Below are 17,491 nucleotides of genomic sequence, written 5' to 3'. Positions count from 1 at the left end.
TTCACTGCACAAGGTGGCTGTCCCCGATGGACGATCAGAACAAGAATCTCATCCTCGCAACAGCGCTCAGCTTTCTGGTGATCCTGGTCTGGTTCATCCTGTTCCCGCCGCCGGAACAGACCGAGGCGCCCGCGACCGAGATCGCAACCACCAACGGCACCGCCGTGCAGACCCCCACCGCCGCCGCGACCGAAGGTGGCGCCGGCGAAGTGCCCGCGCTCGACAGCGCTGCCCCGACCCAGGCCGAAGCGCCGCGGGTCCAGATCGACACGCCGCGCCTGAAGGGCAGCGTCTCGCTGCTGGGCGGCCGCATCGACGAGCTGTCGCTGAAAGACTATCGCGTCTCGCTCGACGAAGACGCAGAGATTGTCGAGATGCTGACACCGGCCGGATCCACCTCGGCCTATTACGCGCTTTATGGCTGGGCCCCCGGTGCCGGGCTGAACGCGGCCGACGTGCCCGGGCCGCTGACCGAATGGTCGCTGGAGTCCGGCGACACATTGAGCGTGGGCACCCCCGTCACCCTGAGCTGGTCCAATGGTAGCGGCGTCACCTTCCGCCGCACCCTGGCGGTGGACGAGGACTATATGTTCACCGTCACCCAGTCGGTCGAGAACGGCTCCGCCGCCCCGATCGGTGCCGCGCCCTATGGCATCCTGGCCCGTCACGGCATCGGCGAGGATGCCGATCTGCCCGGGCTGAAGAACTTCTTCATCCTGCACGAGGGCGTCGTCGCCATGAATGACGGCACCCTGTCGGAAATCGACTACAAGGATGTGCGCAAGTTCGACATCGACCCCAACGAGGGCGCGCAGGCCGAAGTGTTCCAGAACAAGTCCGACGGCTGGATCGGGTTCACCGACCATTACTGGATGGCGACCCTGATCCCCGGATCGGGCACCGCGTTCAAATCGGCGGCAAAATATGACGCCCGGCGCAAGATTTATCAGGCCGAAACCGTGCTGCCGACCATGAGCGTGGCGCCGGGCGAAAGCGCCGAGGTGACCACCCGCCTGTTCGCCGGCGCCAAGGAATGGGAAAGCATCCGCGCCTATCAGCAGGACGGCGTGCAGAAATTCCTCGACAGCATCGACTGGGGCTGGTTCTTCTTCCTGACCAAGCCGATCTTCTGGCTGCTGCACCAGATCAACGGGCTGATCGGCAACATGGGCTGGTCGATCATCGGCCTGACCCTGATCATCAAGGCGATCGTCTTCCCGCTGGCGCTGAAATCCTATGTCTCGATGGCCAAGATGAAGGAGCTTCAGCCGCAGATGGAGGCCCTGAAAGAGGCCGCCGGCGACGACCGCCAGAAGATGCAGCAGGGCATGATGGAACTTTACAAGAAGGAAAAGGTGAACCCGGCCGCCGGCTGTCTGCCGATCCTCTTGCAAATCCCGATCTTCTTCTCGCTCTACAAGGTGATCTTTGTCACCATCGAACTGCGTCAGGCCCCGTGGTTCGGCCCGTTCCGCGACCTCAGCATGCCGGACCCGACCTCGATCATGAACTTCTTCGGCTGGCTGCCCTGGGCCGGGCCCGAGGCGGGCTCGCTGACGGCGACCATCCTGATCGGTATCCTGCCGCTGCTTCTGGGCATCTCGATGTGGCTGCAACAGAAACTCAATCCGGCGCCCACCGACCCGACCCAGGCGATGATCTTTGCCTGGATGCCCTGGGTGTTCATGTTCATGCTGGGCAGCTTTGCCAGCGGCCTGGTGGTTTACTGGATCGCGAACAACACGATCACCTTTACCCAGCAGTACATCATCATGCGCAGCCACGGGTACAAACCGGACGTGTTCGGAAACATCAAGTCCGGCTTTGCCCGCAGAGCCAAGGCGGACAAGAAATGACCGGCACGGTCACCGGGCTCTGGCGGCATCCGATCAAGAGCCATGGCCGCGAGGCGCTGGACAGCGTCACCCTCAGCCCCGGGCAGACCATGCCCGGGGATCGCGTTTGGGCGGTGGCGCATGAGATGTCCCAGGCGGACGGGTCCGAATGGGTGCATTGCGGTCATTTCAGCCGGGTGTCCAAAGTGCCCGAGCTGATGGCGATCAGCGCCACGCTCAACGGCGATCGGGTCACCCTGCGCCATCCCAGGCGCCCCGATCTGGACTTTGCCCCCGATGCCGAGGCGAACCGCTTCCTCGACTGGGTCAAACCGCTGATGCCGCAAGACCGGGCGCAATCGGCGCGGATCATCCGGGTGCCCGGGCGCGGTATGACCGATAGCGATTTCCCCTCGGTGACGCTGTGCAACATGGCCTCGCACCGGGCGGTGGAACAGCGGATCGGTCATGCCCTGTCGCCGCTGCGCTGGCGCGGCAATATCTGGTTCGACGGCCTGCCCCTGTGGGAGGAGTTCGACTGGCTCGACCGCGAGGTGCAGATCGGCGAGGTGGTGTTTGCCGTGCGCGAACGCACCGACCGCTGCGCCGCAACCACCACCAATCCCGAAACCGGGAAGCGCGATGCCGATACGCTGGGCGCGCTCGACCACTGGGGGCACCGTGATTTCAGCGTCCGGGCCGAGGTGATCCGCGGCGGCACCATCCGCCTTGGCGACGAGGTACGCCCGCTATGACCGCCCTGCCCTTTCCCGTTGCCGAAGAGCCGGATGCGTTTACCGCCGAGACCGGGCGCAAGCTGTTCGCGGGCCCGTCCGAATTCGTCAAGGGCGTGGTGGCGATGTCGGGCCTGCCCCCCGCCGACCGGGTCGAAGTCTGCTTCGCCGGCCGCTCGAACGTGGGCAAATCCAGTCTGATCAACGCGCTGACCGGCACCAAGGGGCTGGCGCGCGCGTCGAACACGCCAGGGCGCACGCAAGAGATCAACTTCTTCACCCAGGGGCCCGAGCTCTATCTGGTCGACCTGCCGGGATACGGCTATGCCAATGCGCCGCTGAAAGTGGTCGAGAAATGGCAGAAGCTGCTGAAACAGTATCTCAGCGGTCGTCAGACCCTGCGCCGCGCCTTTGTGCTGATTGACGCGCGCCATGGGGTCAAGGCGGTCGATGACGAGATCATGAAGCTGCTCGACACCAGCGCGGTGACCTTTCAATGCGTGCTGACCAAGGCCGACAAGGTCAAGGCCGCCGAGCGCGACAAGGTGCTGGCGCAGGTGCGCGCAGCATTGGCCAAACACCCCGCCGCCTATCCGGAAATTGTATTGACCTCGTCGGAAAAGGGCGATGGTATCGCGACTCTAAGGTCCATCATCGCCCATCTGGAATGACATTCCTGACGCATTTCTCTGCTGTCCTGTCCCTGCTTGCGGTGGTGCTGACCAGCGCAATCCCGCAGGGCTGGATGCCAATGCGCAAGGACGACCGGATCCTGCTGGTGATCTGCACCGAAGAGGGGGAAGCCCGGCAATGGGTCGACCTTGCCCCCGACAGCCCGGCCCATGAAGACGAAAGCGACGCGCGGCCAAGCTGCCATTTCGGCGGGCTGAACCAGGTCGCAATCCTGGCCCAGCCGCCGCTGCTGATGACACTGAACCATGCCCAGCGCACCCGCTGGGACAATCTGGACTTCACCCATCGCAGCGCCGGGTTCTTTCCCCTCTACGACGCGCGCGGGCCACCTCACCTCTCCTGATCAGACGGAAACACCCTGACACCTCCGCCCATTTGGCGGAGCGCTTCTGATATGGAGAAACGACAATGGCTGACAGCCAAACCAATGCCCGGGGCACCATGCACCCGCTGGCACAGAAATTCTATTTCGCCGCGTGGCGCTGGCATTTCTACGCCGCGCTCTACGTGATCCCCTTTCTGCTGATCCTTGCGGTGACCGGGCTGATGATGATGTTCATCACCCAGTTCGATGGCCGCGATGGCGAGAAGATCGCCGTGCAGCCGCAATCAACCGAGTTGTCCTTTGACGCGCAAAGCGCCGCGGTGCTGCAGGCACAGCCCGGCACCATCGTCGAGTGGATCGGCCCCAAGGCCCCCGATCTGGCCGCCGTGTTCCGGGTCAAGACCCCCGAAGGCCAGCGCCTCGTCGCGCTAGACCAGTATAGCGGCGAGGTGCTGTCGATCTGGGACCGCCGCGCGGGCTGGTACGATCTGGCCGACAACATCCATTCGACCCTGTTGATCGGTGATCTGGGCGACCGCCTGATCGAGATCGCCGCAGGGCTGGGCATCGTGTTGATCCTGACCGGCCTCTATATCTGGTGGCCGCGGGACAATGCGATGTCTGCGCTGGTGCCCAACCTGCGCGCACGCGGTCGCGCCCTGTGGAAAAGCCTGCATGCGGTCACCGGGTTCTGGATCTCGGCCCTGCTCTTGGTGTTCCTGGTTTCGGGCCTGTCCTGGGCCGGCATCTGGGGCGGCAAGCTGGTGCAGGCCTGGTCGACCTTTCCGGCCGAGAAATGGGACAATGTCCCCCTGTCGGACGATGTGCATGCCAGCATGAACCACGGCCATACCAATGACGTGCCTTGGGCGCTGGAACAGACACCGCTGCCCGCCTCAGGCTCCGAGGCCGGTGTTACCGGCCTGCCCGAGGGCCAGCCGGTCAGCGCCGAGAACCTCATCGCGCTCGGCCGTGCCATGGGGATGGAGGGGCGGTTCCGCCTGGCCTATCCGGCGGGCGGAACCGGGGTCTGGACCATCAACCGCGACAGCATGAGCGGCGATTCCGATGACCCGTTCATCGACCGCACCATCCATGTCGATCAATACACCGGCAAGGTGCTGGCCGATGTGCGCTATGACGATTACTCGTGGGCGGGCAAGGCGATGGCGGTAGGCGTCCCCTTTCACATGGGGCTGATGGGCGGCTGGAACTTCGCGCTCAACATCGTGTTCTGCCTGTCGGTGATCTTCCTCTGCGTCTCGGGCGTGGTGATGTGGGTCAAGCGCCGCCCGGCGCGGTCGCTGCGGCTGGCCGCACCGCCCGAACCCGCCGACATGCCGATGTGGAAGGGCGCCGCCCTGGTGGCGGTGCTGGTGTCGCTGATGTTCCCGCTGGCGGGGCTGGCATTGATCGCGGCGCTGGCCTTTGACGTGCTGATCCTGAGCAACATCCCCGCGCTCCGGCGCGCGCTGGCCTGAGTACTGACTCTAGACCGGACCCCCGCGGGGTCCGGTCGCTAGACGTGCTGCGCGCCGTTCACCTCGATCTCGGTGCCCGAGATATAAGAGCTCTCCGGCGAACACAGGAAATAGATCGCGGCGGCCACCTCGCTGGGCTGGCCCAGCCGTTGCATCGGCAGTTTCTCGACGATCTTGTCGGTGCCGGGGCTGAGGATCGAGGTTTCGACCTCGCCCGGGGCAATCGCGTTTACCCGCACGCCAAGCGGCCCGAAATCATGCGCCATCTCGCGCGTCAGCGCCGCCAGCGCCGCCTTTGACGTGGCATAGGCCGCCCCGGCAAACGGATGCACCCGTGACCCGGCGATCGAGGTCACGTTGACCACCGATCCCTTGGCTGCGGCCAGCTCGTCCTTGAGCGAGCGGGCCAGCACCACCGGGGCAAAGAAATTGACGTGGAACACATGGCCCCAGTCCGACAGATCGGTGCTGAGCGTGCTCAGCCGCTCGCCATCGGACCCCTTGGGCGAGATGCCGGCATTGTTCACCAGCGCGTCCAGCCGCCCGTCCAGCTTGGCGCGGATGATCTCGGCCCCGGCGATGGTCGCCTGCGGGTCGCTCAGGTCGATCTGGACATGGTTGTTCTCGCCACTGCTCCAGGGACAGCCCGGCGGAACCGGCTCGCGCGAGCAGGTGATCACCCGCCAGCCCTCGGCGACGAAGCGGCGCACCGTGGCATGGCCGATTCCCCGGCTGGCACCTGTCAAAACAAGGGTCTTGCGCGTCATGATCCGGCCTCGTGACTGATTTCTCGCGGAGCCTATCATAGCGCGGCATCTTGGCAACGCCCCTTGGCAGGGGGGTACAAAACCCCTAACACAAGGCGCCAGAGGGACCTTGCCATGAAGACACGAGACATGAATCGCGACTGGATTGCCACTGCTGCCACGCTGAACGCGGCCCTGCCGTATCTTCAACGCTATGATGACGCGATTGTGGTCATCAAACTGGGCGGCCACGCCATGGGCAGCGACGAGGCGATGGAGAGCTTTGCCCGCGACGTGGTCCTGCTGCGCCAGGTCGGCGTGAACCCGGTGGTCGTGCATGGCGGCGGGCCGATGATCAACGCAATGCTGAAAAAGCTCGATATCCAGTCCGAGTTCGTGAATGGCAAGCGGGTCACCGATGTGGCCACGGTCGAGGTGGTCGAGATGGTGCTGTCGGGCGTGGTCAACAAGCGGATCGTGCAAGAGATCAACCGTCAGGGCGGCAAGGCGGTGGGCCTGTCGGGCAAGGATGCCAACCTGATGATCTGCGACCAGACCAACCCCGATCTGGGCTTTGTCGGCACCCCGACCGAGATGAATCCCGACCTGCTGCGCAACCTGTTTGCCCATGACATCATCCCGGTGATCGCGCCGTTGGGGGCGGGTCGCGAGGGCGAGACCTTCAACGTCAACGGCGACACCGCCGCTGGCGCCATTGCCGCCGCGCTCAAGGCCGACCGGCTGTTGCTGCTGACCGATGTGTCGGGCGTCAAGAATGGCGAGGGTGAGGTGCTGACCGAGCTGAAGGCGGGCCAGATCCGCGAGATGATCGCCGATGGCACCATCGCGGGCGGGATGATCCCCAAGACGGAAACCGCGCTGGATGCGCTCGACAACGGGGTACGCGCGGTTGTCATTCTGGATGGTCGGGTCGACAACGCCGTGCTGCTTGAGCTTTACACCGAACACGGGGCAGGCTCGCTGATCCGGCGCGACTGACGCAAACGTCAGATCGGCGGGCTTGCCTATTCCATTCACATGCTGAATTGTGAATGAATGGAAAACGAGAGCCTTGTCCGGCTGGCGATGTTTGTCGGCCTTTTTGTCCTGTTTGCGATTGCCGAGCGGCTGGCCCCGCGCCGGATGGTTCATCCACGGCGCCCGCGACGCTGGTTGACCAACCTGACGATATCGGTGCTGAACACCGTGACCCTGCGCGCCCTGGCGGTGGGCCTACCGCTTCTGGCTGTGGGTGCGGCGCTGGACGCCAGCGCGCTGGGCTGGGGCCTGTTCAACCATCTGGGCTGGCCCGGCTGGGTCGAAGTGCTGCTGGCCGTCCTGATCCTTGATTTCGCCATCTGGGGCCAGCACCTGATCACCCACAAGATACCGCTGCTCTGGCGGCTACACCGGGTGCATCACGCCGATACCGATATCGACGTCACCACCGCGATCCGGTTTCATCCGGTTGAAATCGCGCTGTCGATGCTGCTCAAGATCGGCCTTGTCTACCTGCTGGGCCCTTCGGCGCTGGCGGTGATCCTGTTCGAGATCCTGTTGAACGGCACTGCCCTGTTCAACCACTCCAATCTTCGCTTGCCGCTTGCGCTTGACGCCGTGTTGCGCAAGGTTCTCGTCACCCCCGACATGCACCGGGTGCACCATTCGGTGCTGCGCGAGGAACATGACAGCAATTACGGCTTTGCCTTGTCGATCTGGGACCGGATGATGGGAACCTATGTTGCACAGCCCGCCAAGGGCCATGACGAAATGACCATCGGGCTGGCATGGCAGGACGACCGGCCCACGCGGTTGGGATGGAGCCTGCTGCTGCCGTTTCGCCGCCGATGACGTTGGAGCGGATATCGGCGGAGGCCGCCGCCTCGGCCCTGATCGTGATGGGGGCGCTGCATCCTGCCGACGCTGCGGGCACCGTTGTTTTGCTGGGCACCGGCCCCGGTTTCTGGCCGGTCTTCAGCGCGGCGCAGGAATATGGCGACGGTCAGCGCGATCCGGTGGACCGCTGGTCGAAACGGGTGATTGGCGCCATCGCCGCCAATCTGGGCGCAGAGACCGCCTTTCCCTCGGATGGGCCGCCCTATCCGCCCTTTATCGCCTGGGCGCTGGCCTCGGGCCGGTTTCATACCAGCCCGGTCGGGATGATGGTGCATGACCAGGTCGGGCTGATGATCTCGCTGCGCGGTGCGCTGCTGCTGCCCGACCGGATCGACCTGCCCGTCGCCGACGCCCCATCGCCCTGCGACAGCTGCGATGCGCCCTGTACCCGGGCCTGTCCGGTCGGGGCACTTGCCGCCGGGCGCGCCTATGATGTCGATGCCTGTCGCGGATATCTGGACACCGCCGCTGGGTCTGCTTGTATGGAGGCAGGCTGTGCCGCCCGACTCGCCTGCCCGCTCAGCGCGGGGGCCGCGCGTGATCCGGCACAGTCCGCATTGCATATGAGGGCTTTTCTGCGCCGATGACCCGCATTCTGATCCTGACCCGCCACGCCAAATCCGCCTGGGACGATATCAGCCTTGGTGACCATGAACGCCCGCTCAACAAGCGCGGCAGACGGTCGGCGCAGGCGATCGGGGCCTGGCTGCGCAAACGCGGGTATCTGCCGGATCAGGTGATCAGCTCGGACGCCGTCCGGACCCGCGAGACATGGACCCAGATGTCGGCCGAGATGGGGCAGGCCGGGGGCGATCCCACCTTCACCCGGTCTCTCTATCTGGCGCCGGCGCAGCATATCCTTGCCAATCTCAGGCAGGCCAGCGGGCGCGTGGTACTGTTGCTGGGGCACAACCCCGGCATCGCCGAATTCGCAGGCCAGATCGTAGACGAAGCACCGGCCCACGCCCGTTTCTTCGACTATCCGACTGGCGCCACAACTGTGATCGAGTTTGCCAGAGACACTTGGGGCGACATCGGCTGGCACCAGGGCGAGGTGCTGGATTTCATCGTCCCGCGCGAGTTGACGGATTGAAAAAGGGCGGGGAATTCCCCGCCCATTCCGTGTCGTTCCGAACCCTGTTCAGTGGCCCAGGATCTGGCTCAGGAACAGCTTGGTCCGCTCGCTTTGCGGGTTGTTGAAGAACTCTTCCGGCTCGTTCTGTTCCACGATCTGGCCCGCATCCATAAAGATGACGCGGTTGGCAACCTGACGCGCAAAGCCCATCTCGTGCGTCACGCAGAGCATGGTCATGCCTTCCTCGGCCAGCTCGATCATGGTGTCGAGCACTTCCTTGATCATCTCGGGGTCAAGCGCCGAGGTCGGTTCGTCAAACAGCATGATGCGCGGGCGCATGCACAGCGACCGGGCAATTGCCACCCGCTGCTGCTGGCCGCCCGACAACTGACCCGGGTATTTCAGGGCCTGTTCGGGGATCTTGACCTTTTCCAGGAAATGCATCGCCGTTTCCTCGGCCTCTTTGCGGGGCGTCTTGCGCACCCAGATCGGGGCCAGCGTGCAGTTCTCCAGAATGGTCAGATGCGGGAACAGGTTGAAGTGCTGGAACACCATCCCGACCTCGGACCGGATCTTGTCGATGTTCTTGAGGTCGTTGGACAGCTCGGTCCCGTCGACCACGATCTTGCCCTGCTGGTGTTCCTCCAGCGCGTTCAGGCAGCGGATCAGGGTCGACTTGCCCGAGCCCGAGGGGCCCGCGATCACGATCCGCTCGCCCTGGTAGACGGTCAGGTTGATGTCACGCAGCACGTGGAAGGCCCCGTACCACTTGTTCATGTTCGTGATTTCGATGGCGACCTCGTCGCTCACCTGCATTTTCGAACGGTCGATTTCACGATCGATTGCGAGTTCAGACATAGGGCCCTCCTTAACGATGGCCGGTGTGGAGCTTGCGCTCCAGATACATGGAATAGCGGGACATGCCGAAGCAGAAGACGAAGAAAATCAGGGCGATGAAACCGTAGATTTCCCAGACAATTCCGTTCCAGTTGGCGTCCGCGCGAATGGCGTTCGACAGACCCAGCGGATCGAGAAGCCCGATGATCGAGACCAGCACGGTGTCCTTGAACACACCGATGAAGGTCGAGACGATGCCGGGGATCGAGATCTTGAGCGCCTGTGGCATGATGATCAGGCGCTGCGCCTGCCAGTAGTTGAGGCCAAGCGAATCCGCCCCCTCGTACTGGCCCTTGGGCAGGGCGGCCAGACCTCCGCGGATCACCTCGGCCATATAGGCCGCGGCGAACAGCGTCACCATGATCAGCACCCGCAGGATGATGTCGAAGTTGGTTCCGGGTGGCATGAAGATGTTCAGCAGGGTCGAGGCCACGAACAACAGCGTGATCAGCGGCACACCCCGAATGAACTCGATAAAGCCCACGCAGATATACTTGACGATCAGCAGGTCCGACTGGCGTCCCAGCGCCAGCACGATGCCCAGCGGCAGCGAACAGGCAATGGCGACAACACCGATGGTGATCGACAGCATGAAGCCACCGAACTTGCGGCTTTCGACCGCTTCGATGCCGATTGCCAGGACAGAGTCGAAGACGCCCACGAAAAAGCCGGCCAAGACCAGCCACCAGACCAGGGCAGCTGCCGCGCCCAGCAGGATGCCTATCAGGCTGCTCATCGTCTTGCTGACAGCCGAGTAGATCACCCAGCCCAGCACAAAGCCCAACAGCGCCGCAATCGGGCCCCAGATGGTGCCCCCCCACAGAAGCCAGGGGAAGATGAACGGATAGAGACCCGAGAAGATCAGCATCTTCGACGGCATCTTGTCAGAGAACAGGACCGGCGCCAGGGCCACGCCCAGCAGAATGAAGGCCAGGATCGGCCGCCAGTACAACTCGGACGGATAGAACCCGAACAACAGCTGGATCCAGCGCTCGCGAATGACGCCCCAGCAGGCGCCCGAGGTACCGTGATCACCAACCGATCCGGCAGCCGTCAGGATCTCGCGACAATTGCTGAGCGAAGTCCCGTTCCATGTGGGCGAGAAAATCCAGGGCAGAACGGCCGCAAGGATCGCAAAGACCGCATAGAGAGAGGCCAGCGTCAGAACGCTGTTGAACCAGTTCGAGAACAGGTTGGCACGTGCCCAGCCCAGCGCGCCGACGGTCGAGGCCGGCGGTTCACGCTCGGGGAGCATTTCGGTGCGGACAAATCCGATGTCAGACATCTCAACGCTCCTTCAGTTTGACGGATTCATTGTACCAGTTCATCACCGCCGAAATGGACAGCGAGATGGTCAGGTACACCAGCATCAAGAGCAGGATCGTCTCCAGCTCGCGACCGGTCTGGTTCATGGTGATACCGCCCAGCGTGCCGGTGATATCCATGTAACCCACGGCGATCGCCAGTGACGAGTTCTTGGTGAGGTTGAGATAGTTCGAGATCAGCGGCGGAATGATCACCCGCAGCGCCTGCGGCAGGATCACCAGCGACATGATCTTGTTCGAGCGCAGCCCCAGCGCGGATGCCGCCTCGGTCTGGCCCTTCGAAATCGCCAGGATACCGGCCCGCACGATCTCGGCGATGAAGGCGGCGGTATAGAGCGACAGCGCCAGCCAGAGCGCGATCAGCGAGTTGCGCAGATGGGTACCGCCCTGGAAGTTGAAGCCCTTGAGCTCGGGATAGCCAAGATGGAAGCCCAGCAGCACCAGCACCAGCCCGGTCGGAAGAACCACCACGGCCAGACGCTGCCACCAGGTCACCGGACGGTCGCCGGTCTGTTCCTGAATGCGGTCGGCGCGCTTGCGCAAGAAATTCGACACCCACAGGCTGCCGCCCAGAACGATCAGGATCAGCATCAGATCGAGGCTGATATCAAACCGCAGGCTGCTTTCGCCGAACAGGTGGACATTGCCCAGACTGTTGGAAAACAGGGCGTCGGGGATATAGACGCCGCGGTTGGTGACGGCCACGCTGTCGTTCAGCATCATGCTGGCGGTGGCGTCATCGCCCCGGAACGCGCGCGGCGCGGGCAGGGTCTCGATCAGGATCGCCATGATGAACACGATCCACAGCAGGACCGGAACGTTGCGGAACCCTTCGACATAGATCGTCATCAGACGGGCGACGATCCAGTTGTTGGACAGGCGCAGAACGCCGATGATCACGCCCAGAACGGTGGCGGTGATACAGCCCAGCACCGCCACGACAAGCGTGTTGAGCAGTCCGATAAAGGCCGCCCGCAGGTGCGTGTCTCGCGAGGAGTAGTCCAGCAGCCGCTGGTTGATGTCGTAGCTGGCCGGCTCGCTGAAGAAGCCGAAATCGATGGGCTTGCCCAGGGCAGCCAGGTTTTGGGCGGTATTGCTGATGAGCCATGCTGCCAGCAGCATGAAGCCTATCATCGCAATGACCTGGATAGTGGCCGACCGGTACCGCGTATCATAAAGGAGCATGGACAGCCGGAACTGCTCCTTCGGCGGGTCAGTGAGAGTCGTCATGACCTATGTATATCCCCGTGAGGTCCTGGCTTGTCTCTCTCCGGCAGGGTTTATCCCCGCTCCCACCAGCCAGGCACTTTGTATTCATGGATGCAAAAAGGGCGCAGGTTGCCCTGCGCCCCTTCGCTGTTTTGTTAACGGAACGGCGGCGAGTACAGCAGGCCGCCGTCGGTCCACTGTGCGTTCAGGCCGCGTGCCAGACCGATCGGGGTGCTTTCGCCGATGTTCTGTGCAAACACTTCACCATAGTTGCCGCCCACCTTGATGGCGCGCTTGGCCCACTCGGCGTCCAGACCCAGCATCTCGCCCAGGGTCCCTTCGGAACCCAGGATACGGTTGATTTCCGGGTTGTTGGTGCCGGCCGACATTTCGTCGATATTGGCCGAGGTGATGCCCATCTCTTCAGCCGAGACCAGCGCGTTCAGGGTCCAGCGGACCACATCGCCCCACTCGTGGTCGCCATGGCGAACCAGCGGGCCGAGCGGCTCTTTCGAGATGATCTCGGGCAGCAGAACGTGGTCGCCCGGGTTCTCGAAGGTTGCGCGCGTTGCGGCCAGACCCGAGGCGTCGGTGGTGTAGACGTCACAGGCACCGGCCAGGTACTGCTGCTGCGCTTCGGCGTTGGTTTCGATCGGAACCGGCTCGTAGCTGATGTTGTTGGCGCGGAAGAAATCCGCGAGGTTCAGCTCGGTGGTGGTGCCGGTCTGGATGCAGACGGTGGCGCCGTCCAGTTCCTTGGCCGAGCTGACGCCCAGCGATTTCGGAACCATGAAGCCCTGGCCGTCATAGTAGTTCACGCCGACGAATTCGAACTTCAGGTCCACGTCGCGCGAGAAGGTCCAGGTGGTGTTGCGGGCCAGCATGTCGACCTCGCCCGATGCCAGCGCGGTGAAACGCGTCTTGCCCGTGGTGGGCACGAATTCAACCGCGTTGCCGTCACCCAGCACGGCCGCAGCAACGGCACGGCACAGGGCCACGTCAAAACCTTTCCACTCCCCATTCGAATCCGGTGCTGCAAAGCCAACCAGACCAGTGGTCACACCGCAGTTCAGCTTGCCGCGCGCCTTGACGTCGTCCATGGTGCCCGCCGCAGCAACGCCAGCGGCCATCCCGGCGACCGTGAGAGCGCCCAAAAATACGGATTTCTTCATTTTTACCTCTTCCTGATTTTCCACCCCTGTTCCGGAGCGGTTCGACCGGCACACGTTGGCGCCGGAGCGGATCTCAAAGGAGCTGTCTCCTTCGATGGGCCCGAGTTTGGGCGCAATATCCGACAAAGGTCAAGGCTTCTATGTCGCTTTCCGCCCCATATCCGTTGAGGTTTTCGTCACTCTGACGGATTCGGTATCATGTCGAGATATCATAAGCTGCCTTGGCATGCAGGAACGCCGCGCGTTTCACGGCGGCCAGCGCCCGCGCTTCGTCATCGGGACCCCATTGTTCCTCTTGCCAGGTCTCGTCGAGGCGCGAAATCTGCCAGATTTCGTCCGCTTTGCGCCAATTCAGCGCCGCGGCAAAGCCCAGGACCAGTGAACCCGACAGGCTGACGAGATCGTGAAAGGCCGCCAGCTGGAACGGGTTCAGCGCATGCACCTTGCGCGTCAGTGTCTCGATGGCGGAGGCGGGTTGCGGCTGGTGCATCACCCCTTGGACCGGACGCAGTCGCACACCGAGGGTTTCGGCAGCCCAATCCAGCGCCGGGTCCCAGGTTTGCGCCTGCAGTTCGACCAATTCGGCCGGGGAATCCGCCCGATAGCACAACAGATCCGAATCGCCATAGGCCGCCAGCATGTCAGCGACTTCGGCCTGCTGGATGCGCACCTTGTCGATGGCCGCGTTGGCGGTTCGGGTAAAGGGCATGTTGATCGGATCGACCTCACTCTCCTGCGCGTCCCATTCCGCGGCGATCGCCTCGGCCAATGCGCGGGTCGGCAACAGCAGCGGCGCCTTGGCCGGGGTGCGCACCGGGCGGCCGTCCAGTTCCACCGCATAACCTTCGGCCGTTTCGGCCACGGCAGCCTGTTTCCAGAAGCGTTTCGGTTTCCAGTCGCTCATGTCGTTCAAGTCCAGATCTGTGTCAGTGCCGGCGGCAATTGAGGGAAGGTATCGACGATGCAGCGGGCCCGGGACAGCGCCCGGGGCGGATGATAACCCCAGCTGACGCCGATCCCGGCGATGCCCGCTGCCGCCGCCATCTCCATGTCGAACGAAGTATCGCCGATCATCGCCGCGTGCCCCGGGGCGGTACCGGTTTCTGCCAGTGCCGTCTCGATCATCGAGGGGTGCGGTTTCGAGGGGTGGTGATCGGCCACCTGCCGGGTGACAAAGACCCGCTCCAGCCCATGCGCCTCAATCAGGGCGTCAAGGCCGCGCTTGGATTTGCCCGTCGCCACACCCAGCAGGTAATGCGGCACCGCGTGCAACTGCTCCAGCATCTCGCGCGCGCCGGGATAGAGTGGCGAATGCCCCGCCCCCAGCGCCAGCCGGGTCGCGTGATAGGATTGCTTGTAAGCCTCGACCAGCCGCGCCTGTGTGGTCTCGCTCTGCCCCGGTGCCAGCCGCGCCATCGCCTGCGGCAGGGACAGCCCGACAATCGACAGGATATCGGCGCGCGCGGGCACCGGCAGCGACAACGCGTCGAATGCGGCGGTCATCGCCCCGACGATGGCCGCCTGGCTGTCGACCAGCGTTCCGTCCACATCGAACAGGATCAGGTGCAGGGGCTGGCTCACATCAGCTCCTCGAACGGATCCTCCGCCGCCAGATCCTCGGTCCAGCCGAAGGTGTCCCAGCTCTCGCGCATATGCTCGGGCAAGGGCGCGGTAAAGGTGACCTTCTTGCGGGTCGAAGGATGTTCAAAGCTCAGGCTGCGCGCATGCAGATGCAGTTTCTTGCTGATGATGCCGCCCAGTTGCGCACCCCATCCATCGCCCAGGTTTTCCTGCCCCGAGCCGCCGTATTTGCCGTCGCCGATGATCGGATGCCCGATCCCGGCCATATGCGCGCGCAGCTGGTGGGTGCGGCCGGTGACCGGCTCCATCGCCACCCAGGACGCGCGCCCCGCCACCCGGTAAAGCGTGGCATAATAGGTATGCGCCCGCTTGGCGCCGGGGGTCGCGTCAAGCTCGCTCAGATGCACCACGTTCATCTTCTCGCCCTCGCCCCGGGCACCGTGACCACCGGCCTTGACCAGCCCGGTCTTGATCTCGCCCAGATAGGGCGTCGGAACCCCAGCCACCAATGCCCAATAGATCTTGCGCGTGTTGCGGTGGCGGAAGGCCGCTGTCAGACGCGCCGCCGCCTCGCGGGTGCGCGCCAGCACCAGCACACCCGAGGTATCCTTGTCCAGCCGGTGCACCAGGCGCGGGTTCTCGTCATTGCCAAAGCGTAGCGCCTCGGACAGGCCATCCACATGGCGGGTCTGGCCGCTGCCCCCCTGCACCGCCAGCCCGGCGGGCTTGTTCAGCACGATGATATCGTCGTCGCGATGCAGGACACAGGCGCGGATCAATTTGGCATCACTGTCCGAGACACGCGATTTCACCGGCTCTGGCCGTTCACCGGGTGCGGGCAGCGGCGGGATACGGACCTGCTGGCCCACTTCGAGCCGGGTCGCGGGCTTGGCCCGCGCCCCGTCGACGCGCAGCTCGCCCTTGCGGCACATCTTCTCGATGCGCCCCTGCCCCACATGCGGGAACATCCGGCGAAACCAGCGGTCAAGCCGCTGGTCGCCGTCCCCCTCACCCACGGTGATCATCTGTACGCCGCTCATGCCAGCAATCCATGCGCGGGGCGGTTTCCCGCCCGTCGCATCCCTCGTTGAAGATCGAAAGAAAACATCGCCGTCTCTCACCCGCACGCGCCCGAGAGTCAAGGGACCAAGGGCAGTCCGCGGACGCGGGCGGGTGGGTGGGGCGGCCGCGGACTGCCCGCCCTATCCCTGCTCGCGCTGCGCCCGCAGGCGCGCGAAATAATCCAGCCGCTTCTTCAACTCGCGCTCGAACCCGCGTTCGACCGGTTGATAGAGCTGCGGACGCTCCATCCCGTCGGGAAAGTAGTTCTGCCCGGAGAACCCGTCCTCGGCATCGTGATCATAGGCATAGCCGGCGCCATAGCCCTGATCCTTCATCAACCCGGTGGGCGCGTTCAGGATATGTTTGGGCGGCGGCGCCGAGCCCGATTGCTTGGCCAGCCGCATCGCCGCCTTGTAGCCCACATAGGCCCCGTTCGATTTCGGGGCCAAGGCCAGATAGACAATTGCCTGCGCCAATGCCAGCTCGCCCTCGGGGCTGCCAAGGCGTTCATAGATTTCCCAGGCATGCAGGCAGACCGACTGCGCCTGCGGGTCGGCCAGCCCGATATCCTCGACCGCCATCCGGGTGATCCGGCGCGCCAGATAACGCGGGTCCTCGCCCCCCGTCAGCATCCGCGCCAGCCAGTACAGCGCCGCATCCGGGTCCGAACCGCGCACCGATTTGTGCAGCGCCGAGATCAGGTTGTAATGCTCGTCCCCGCTCTTGTCGTATTTGGTCGCCCGGCGCATCAGCCGCGCCGCCAGCGCCTCGCGCTCGAGCGGGGCCGCGACCTTCCACGCCGCCACCTGCTCGATCAGGTTGAGCAGCGCGCGCCCGTCGCCATCGGCCATCTCCTGAAGCGCCAGCCGCGCTTCGGGGGTCAGCGGCAGCTCTCGATCCAGCTCGCGCTCGGCCCGCGCGGTCAGATGTTCCAGATCCTCGGCGCTCAACCGCTCCAGCACCAGCACCTGCGCCCGGCTCAAGAGCGCGGCGTTCAGTTCGAACGAGGGGTTCTCGGTCGTCGCCCCCACCAGCAGGATGGTGCCATCCTCCATATGGGGCAGGAACCCGTCCTGCTGCGCCTTGTTGAATCGGTGGATCTCGTCGACGAACAACAGCGTGCCCTGCCCGTTGCCGCGCCGGATGCGGGCGGCCTCGAACACTTTCTTCAGGTCCGGCACCCCGGTGAAGATCGCGCTGATCTGTACGAAATGCAGGTCGGTCTCCTGCGCCAGCAGGCGGGCGATGGTGGTCTTGCCCACCCCCGGCGGCCCCCAGAAAACGAGGCTCGACAACGAGCCCGAGGCCAGCATGACACCCAGCGGCGCCTCGGGGCCAAGTACCTGCTGCTGCCCGATCACCTCACCCAGGCTTTGCGGGCGCAGCCGGTCGGCCAGCGGCCGGGGCGGTTCGCGCTCGGGCGAAGGCTTGGCGCCGGTATCGAACAGATCCGCCATCGC

Annotated in this window: 18 protein-coding genes; 9 read left to right on the top strand and 9 right to left on the bottom strand. The window is 64.2% G+C overall.

The window, feature by feature from the left end; translation table 11 throughout:
• The first annotated feature begins 26 nt into the window (after positions 1–26).
• The 5 genes from yidC (at position 27) to SPO_RS02665 (ending at position 5,068) form a co-directional block, all read left to right on the top strand.
• On the top strand, positions 27–1,856 hold the full coding sequence (gene yidC / locus SPO_RS02685) for a membrane protein insertase YidC (protein WP_011046291.1): 1,830 nt from the start codon (positions 27–29) through the stop codon (positions 1,854–1,856).
• Positions 1,853–2,590 carry an MOSC domain-containing protein gene (locus SPO_RS02680; RefSeq protein WP_011046290.1) on the top strand — a complete coding sequence of 246 codons (738 nt, stop codon included), beginning with the start codon at positions 1,853–1,855 and terminating at the stop codon, positions 2,588–2,590. The genes yidC and SPO_RS02680 overlap by 4 nt, the downstream gene beginning before the upstream one ends.
• A complete protein-coding gene (gene yihA / locus SPO_RS02675; RefSeq protein WP_011046289.1) occupies positions 2,587–3,240 on the top strand; it encodes a ribosome biogenesis GTP-binding protein YihA/YsxC in 654 nt (217 codons plus the stop codon). Before SPO_RS02680 ends, yihA begins: the two co-directional genes overlap by 4 nt.
• Positions 3,237–3,605 (top strand): hypothetical protein, encoded by a 369-nt coding sequence (locus tag SPO_RS02670; protein ID WP_011046288.1) that lies wholly within the window; start codon positions 3,237–3,239, stop codon positions 3,603–3,605. The genes yihA and SPO_RS02670 overlap by 4 nt, the downstream gene beginning before the upstream one ends.
• Positions 3,606–3,670: 65 nt before the next feature.
• Positions 3,671–5,068 (top strand): PepSY-associated TM helix domain-containing protein, encoded by a 1,398-nt coding sequence (locus tag SPO_RS02665; protein WP_011046287.1) that lies wholly within the window; start codon positions 3,671–3,673, stop codon positions 5,066–5,068.
• A 38-nt stretch (positions 5,069–5,106) separates the two neighbouring features.
• Here SPO_RS02665 and SPO_RS02660 read toward each other — a convergent pair whose 3' ends face one another.
• Entirely contained in the window at positions 5,107–5,835 is a 729-nt protein-coding gene (locus SPO_RS02660; RefSeq protein ID WP_044027850.1) for an SDR family NAD(P)-dependent oxidoreductase, read from the bottom strand.
• Positions 5,836–5,949: 114 nt separating this feature from the next.
• Here SPO_RS02660 and argB point away from each other — a divergent pair, with 114 nt between their 5' ends.
• From argB to SPO_RS02640, 4 genes are read left to right on the top strand one after another with little or no spacing between them, the layout of a single operon-like run.
• Positions 5,950–6,813 (top strand): acetylglutamate kinase, encoded by an 864-nt coding sequence (argB, locus tag SPO_RS02655; protein WP_011046285.1) that lies wholly within the window; start codon positions 5,950–5,952, stop codon positions 6,811–6,813.
• A 57-nt stretch (positions 6,814–6,870) separates the two neighbouring features.
• Positions 6,871–7,665: a sterol desaturase family protein gene (locus SPO_RS02650; RefSeq protein ID WP_011046284.1), complete on the top strand. Its 795-nt coding sequence runs from the start codon at positions 6,871–6,873 to the stop codon at positions 7,663–7,665.
• Complete coding sequence (locus SPO_RS02645) at positions 7,662–8,297, top strand: hypothetical protein (RefSeq protein ID WP_011046283.1); 636 nt, start codon at positions 7,662–7,664, stop codon at positions 8,295–8,297. The genes SPO_RS02650 and SPO_RS02645 overlap by 4 nt, the downstream gene beginning before the upstream one ends.
• Positions 8,294–8,803, top strand: coding sequence for a SixA phosphatase family protein (locus tag SPO_RS02640; RefSeq protein ID WP_011046282.1), 510 nt, complete (start codon positions 8,294–8,296; stop codon positions 8,801–8,803). The genes SPO_RS02645 and SPO_RS02640 overlap by 4 nt, the downstream gene beginning before the upstream one ends.
• A 48-nt stretch (positions 8,804–8,851) precedes the next feature.
• On the opposite strand, the gene SPO_RS02635 is transcribed toward SPO_RS02640, so the two are convergent.
• The 8 genes from SPO_RS02635 to SPO_RS02600 form a co-directional block, all read right to left on the bottom strand.
• A complete protein-coding gene (locus SPO_RS02635; RefSeq protein ID WP_011046281.1) occupies positions 8,852–9,643 on the bottom strand; it encodes an amino acid ABC transporter ATP-binding protein in 792 nt (263 codons plus the stop codon).
• A 10-nt stretch (positions 9,644–9,653) separates the two neighbouring features.
• Positions 9,654–10,967: an amino acid ABC transporter permease gene (locus SPO_RS02630; RefSeq protein WP_011046280.1), complete on the bottom strand. Its 1,314-nt coding sequence runs from the start codon at positions 10,965–10,967 to the stop codon at positions 9,654–9,656.
• A 1-nt stretch (position 10,968) separates the two neighbouring features.
• Positions 10,969–12,237: an amino acid ABC transporter permease gene (locus SPO_RS02625; protein ID WP_011046279.1), complete on the bottom strand. Its 1,269-nt coding sequence runs from the start codon at positions 12,235–12,237 to the stop codon at positions 10,969–10,971.
• 134 nt (positions 12,238–12,371) lie between these two features.
• On the bottom strand, positions 12,372–13,388 hold the full coding sequence (locus SPO_RS02620) for an amino acid ABC transporter substrate-binding protein (RefSeq protein WP_044028959.1): 1,017 nt from the start codon (positions 13,386–13,388) through the stop codon (positions 12,372–12,374).
• 196 nt (positions 13,389–13,584) lie between these two features.
• Positions 13,585–14,292: an ATP12 family chaperone protein gene (locus SPO_RS02615; RefSeq protein ID WP_044027849.1), complete on the bottom strand. Its 708-nt coding sequence runs from the start codon at positions 14,290–14,292 to the stop codon at positions 13,585–13,587.
• A 5-nt stretch (positions 14,293–14,297) separates the two neighbouring features.
• Positions 14,298–14,969, bottom strand: coding sequence for an HAD-IA family hydrolase (locus tag SPO_RS02610; RefSeq protein ID WP_011046276.1), 672 nt, complete (start codon positions 14,967–14,969; stop codon positions 14,298–14,300).
• A complete protein-coding gene (locus SPO_RS02605) occupies positions 14,966–16,009 on the bottom strand; it encodes an RluA family pseudouridine synthase (protein WP_011046275.1) in 1,044 nt (347 codons plus the stop codon). Before SPO_RS02605 ends, SPO_RS02610 begins: the two co-directional genes overlap by 4 nt.
• 162 nt (positions 16,010–16,171) lie before the next feature.
• Positions 16,172–17,488: a replication-associated recombination protein A gene (locus tag SPO_RS02600; protein ID WP_011046274.1), complete on the bottom strand. Its 1,317-nt coding sequence runs from the start codon at positions 17,486–17,488 to the stop codon at positions 16,172–16,174.
• Positions 17,489–17,491 lie beyond the last annotated feature (3 nt).

It is taken from the genome of Ruegeria pomeroyi DSS-3, from assembly GCF_000011965.2.
Classification (GTDB): domain Bacteria; phylum Pseudomonadota; class Alphaproteobacteria; order Rhodobacterales; family Rhodobacteraceae; genus Ruegeria_B; species Ruegeria_B pomeroyi.
This window is presented reverse-complemented; position numbering and strand designations above follow the sequence as displayed.

Excerpts from the sequence above, each read along its gene's own strand:
- yidC (WP_011046291.1), top strand. The coding sequence starts at position 27 with ATGGACGATCAGAACAAGAATCTCATCCTCGCAACAGCGCTCAGCTTT.
- SPO_RS02680 (WP_011046290.1), top strand. The coding sequence starts at position 1,853 with ATGACCGGCACGGTCACCGGGCTCTGGCGGCATCCGATCAAGAGCCAT.
- yihA (WP_011046289.1), top strand. The coding sequence starts at position 2,587 with ATGACCGCCCTGCCCTTTCCCGTTGCCGAAGAGCCGGATGCGTTTACC.
- SPO_RS02670 (WP_011046288.1), top strand. The coding sequence starts at position 3,237 with ATGACATTCCTGACGCATTTCTCTGCTGTCCTGTCCCTGCTTGCGGTG.
- SPO_RS02665 (WP_011046287.1), top strand. The coding sequence starts at position 3,671 with ATGGCTGACAGCCAAACCAATGCCCGGGGCACCATGCACCCGCTGGCA.
- SPO_RS02660 (WP_044027850.1), bottom strand. The coding sequence starts at position 5,835 with ATGACGCGCAAGACCCTTGTTTTGACAGGTGCCAGCCGGGGAATCGGC.
- argB (WP_011046285.1), top strand. The coding sequence starts at position 5,950 with ATGAAGACACGAGACATGAATCGCGACTGGATTGCCACTGCTGCCACG.
- SPO_RS02650 (WP_011046284.1), top strand. The coding sequence starts at position 6,871 with ATGGAAAACGAGAGCCTTGTCCGGCTGGCGATGTTTGTCGGCCTTTTT.
- SPO_RS02645 (WP_011046283.1), top strand. The coding sequence starts at position 7,662 with ATGACGTTGGAGCGGATATCGGCGGAGGCCGCCGCCTCGGCCCTGATC.
- SPO_RS02640 (WP_011046282.1), top strand. The coding sequence starts at position 8,294 with ATGACCCGCATTCTGATCCTGACCCGCCACGCCAAATCCGCCTGGGAC.
- SPO_RS02635 (WP_011046281.1), bottom strand. The coding sequence starts at position 9,643 with ATGTCTGAACTCGCAATCGATCGTGAAATCGACCGTTCGAAAATGCAG.
- SPO_RS02630 (WP_011046280.1), bottom strand. The coding sequence starts at position 10,967 with ATGTCTGACATCGGATTTGTCCGCACCGAAATGCTCCCCGAGCGTGAA.
- SPO_RS02625 (WP_011046279.1), bottom strand. The coding sequence starts at position 12,237 with ATGACGACTCTCACTGACCCGCCGAAGGAGCAGTTCCGGCTGTCCATG.
- SPO_RS02620 (WP_044028959.1), bottom strand. The coding sequence starts at position 13,388 with ATGAAGAAATCCGTATTTTTGGGCGCTCTCACGGTCGCCGGGATGGCC.
- SPO_RS02615 (WP_044027849.1), bottom strand. The coding sequence starts at position 14,292 with ATGAGCGACTGGAAACCGAAACGCTTCTGGAAACAGGCTGCCGTGGCC.
- SPO_RS02605 (WP_011046275.1), bottom strand. The coding sequence starts at position 16,009 with ATGAGCGGCGTACAGATGATCACCGTGGGTGAGGGGGACGGCGACCAG.
- SPO_RS02600 (WP_011046274.1), bottom strand. The coding sequence starts at position 17,488 with ATGGCGGATCTGTTCGATACCGGCGCCAAGCCTTCGCCCGAGCGCGAA.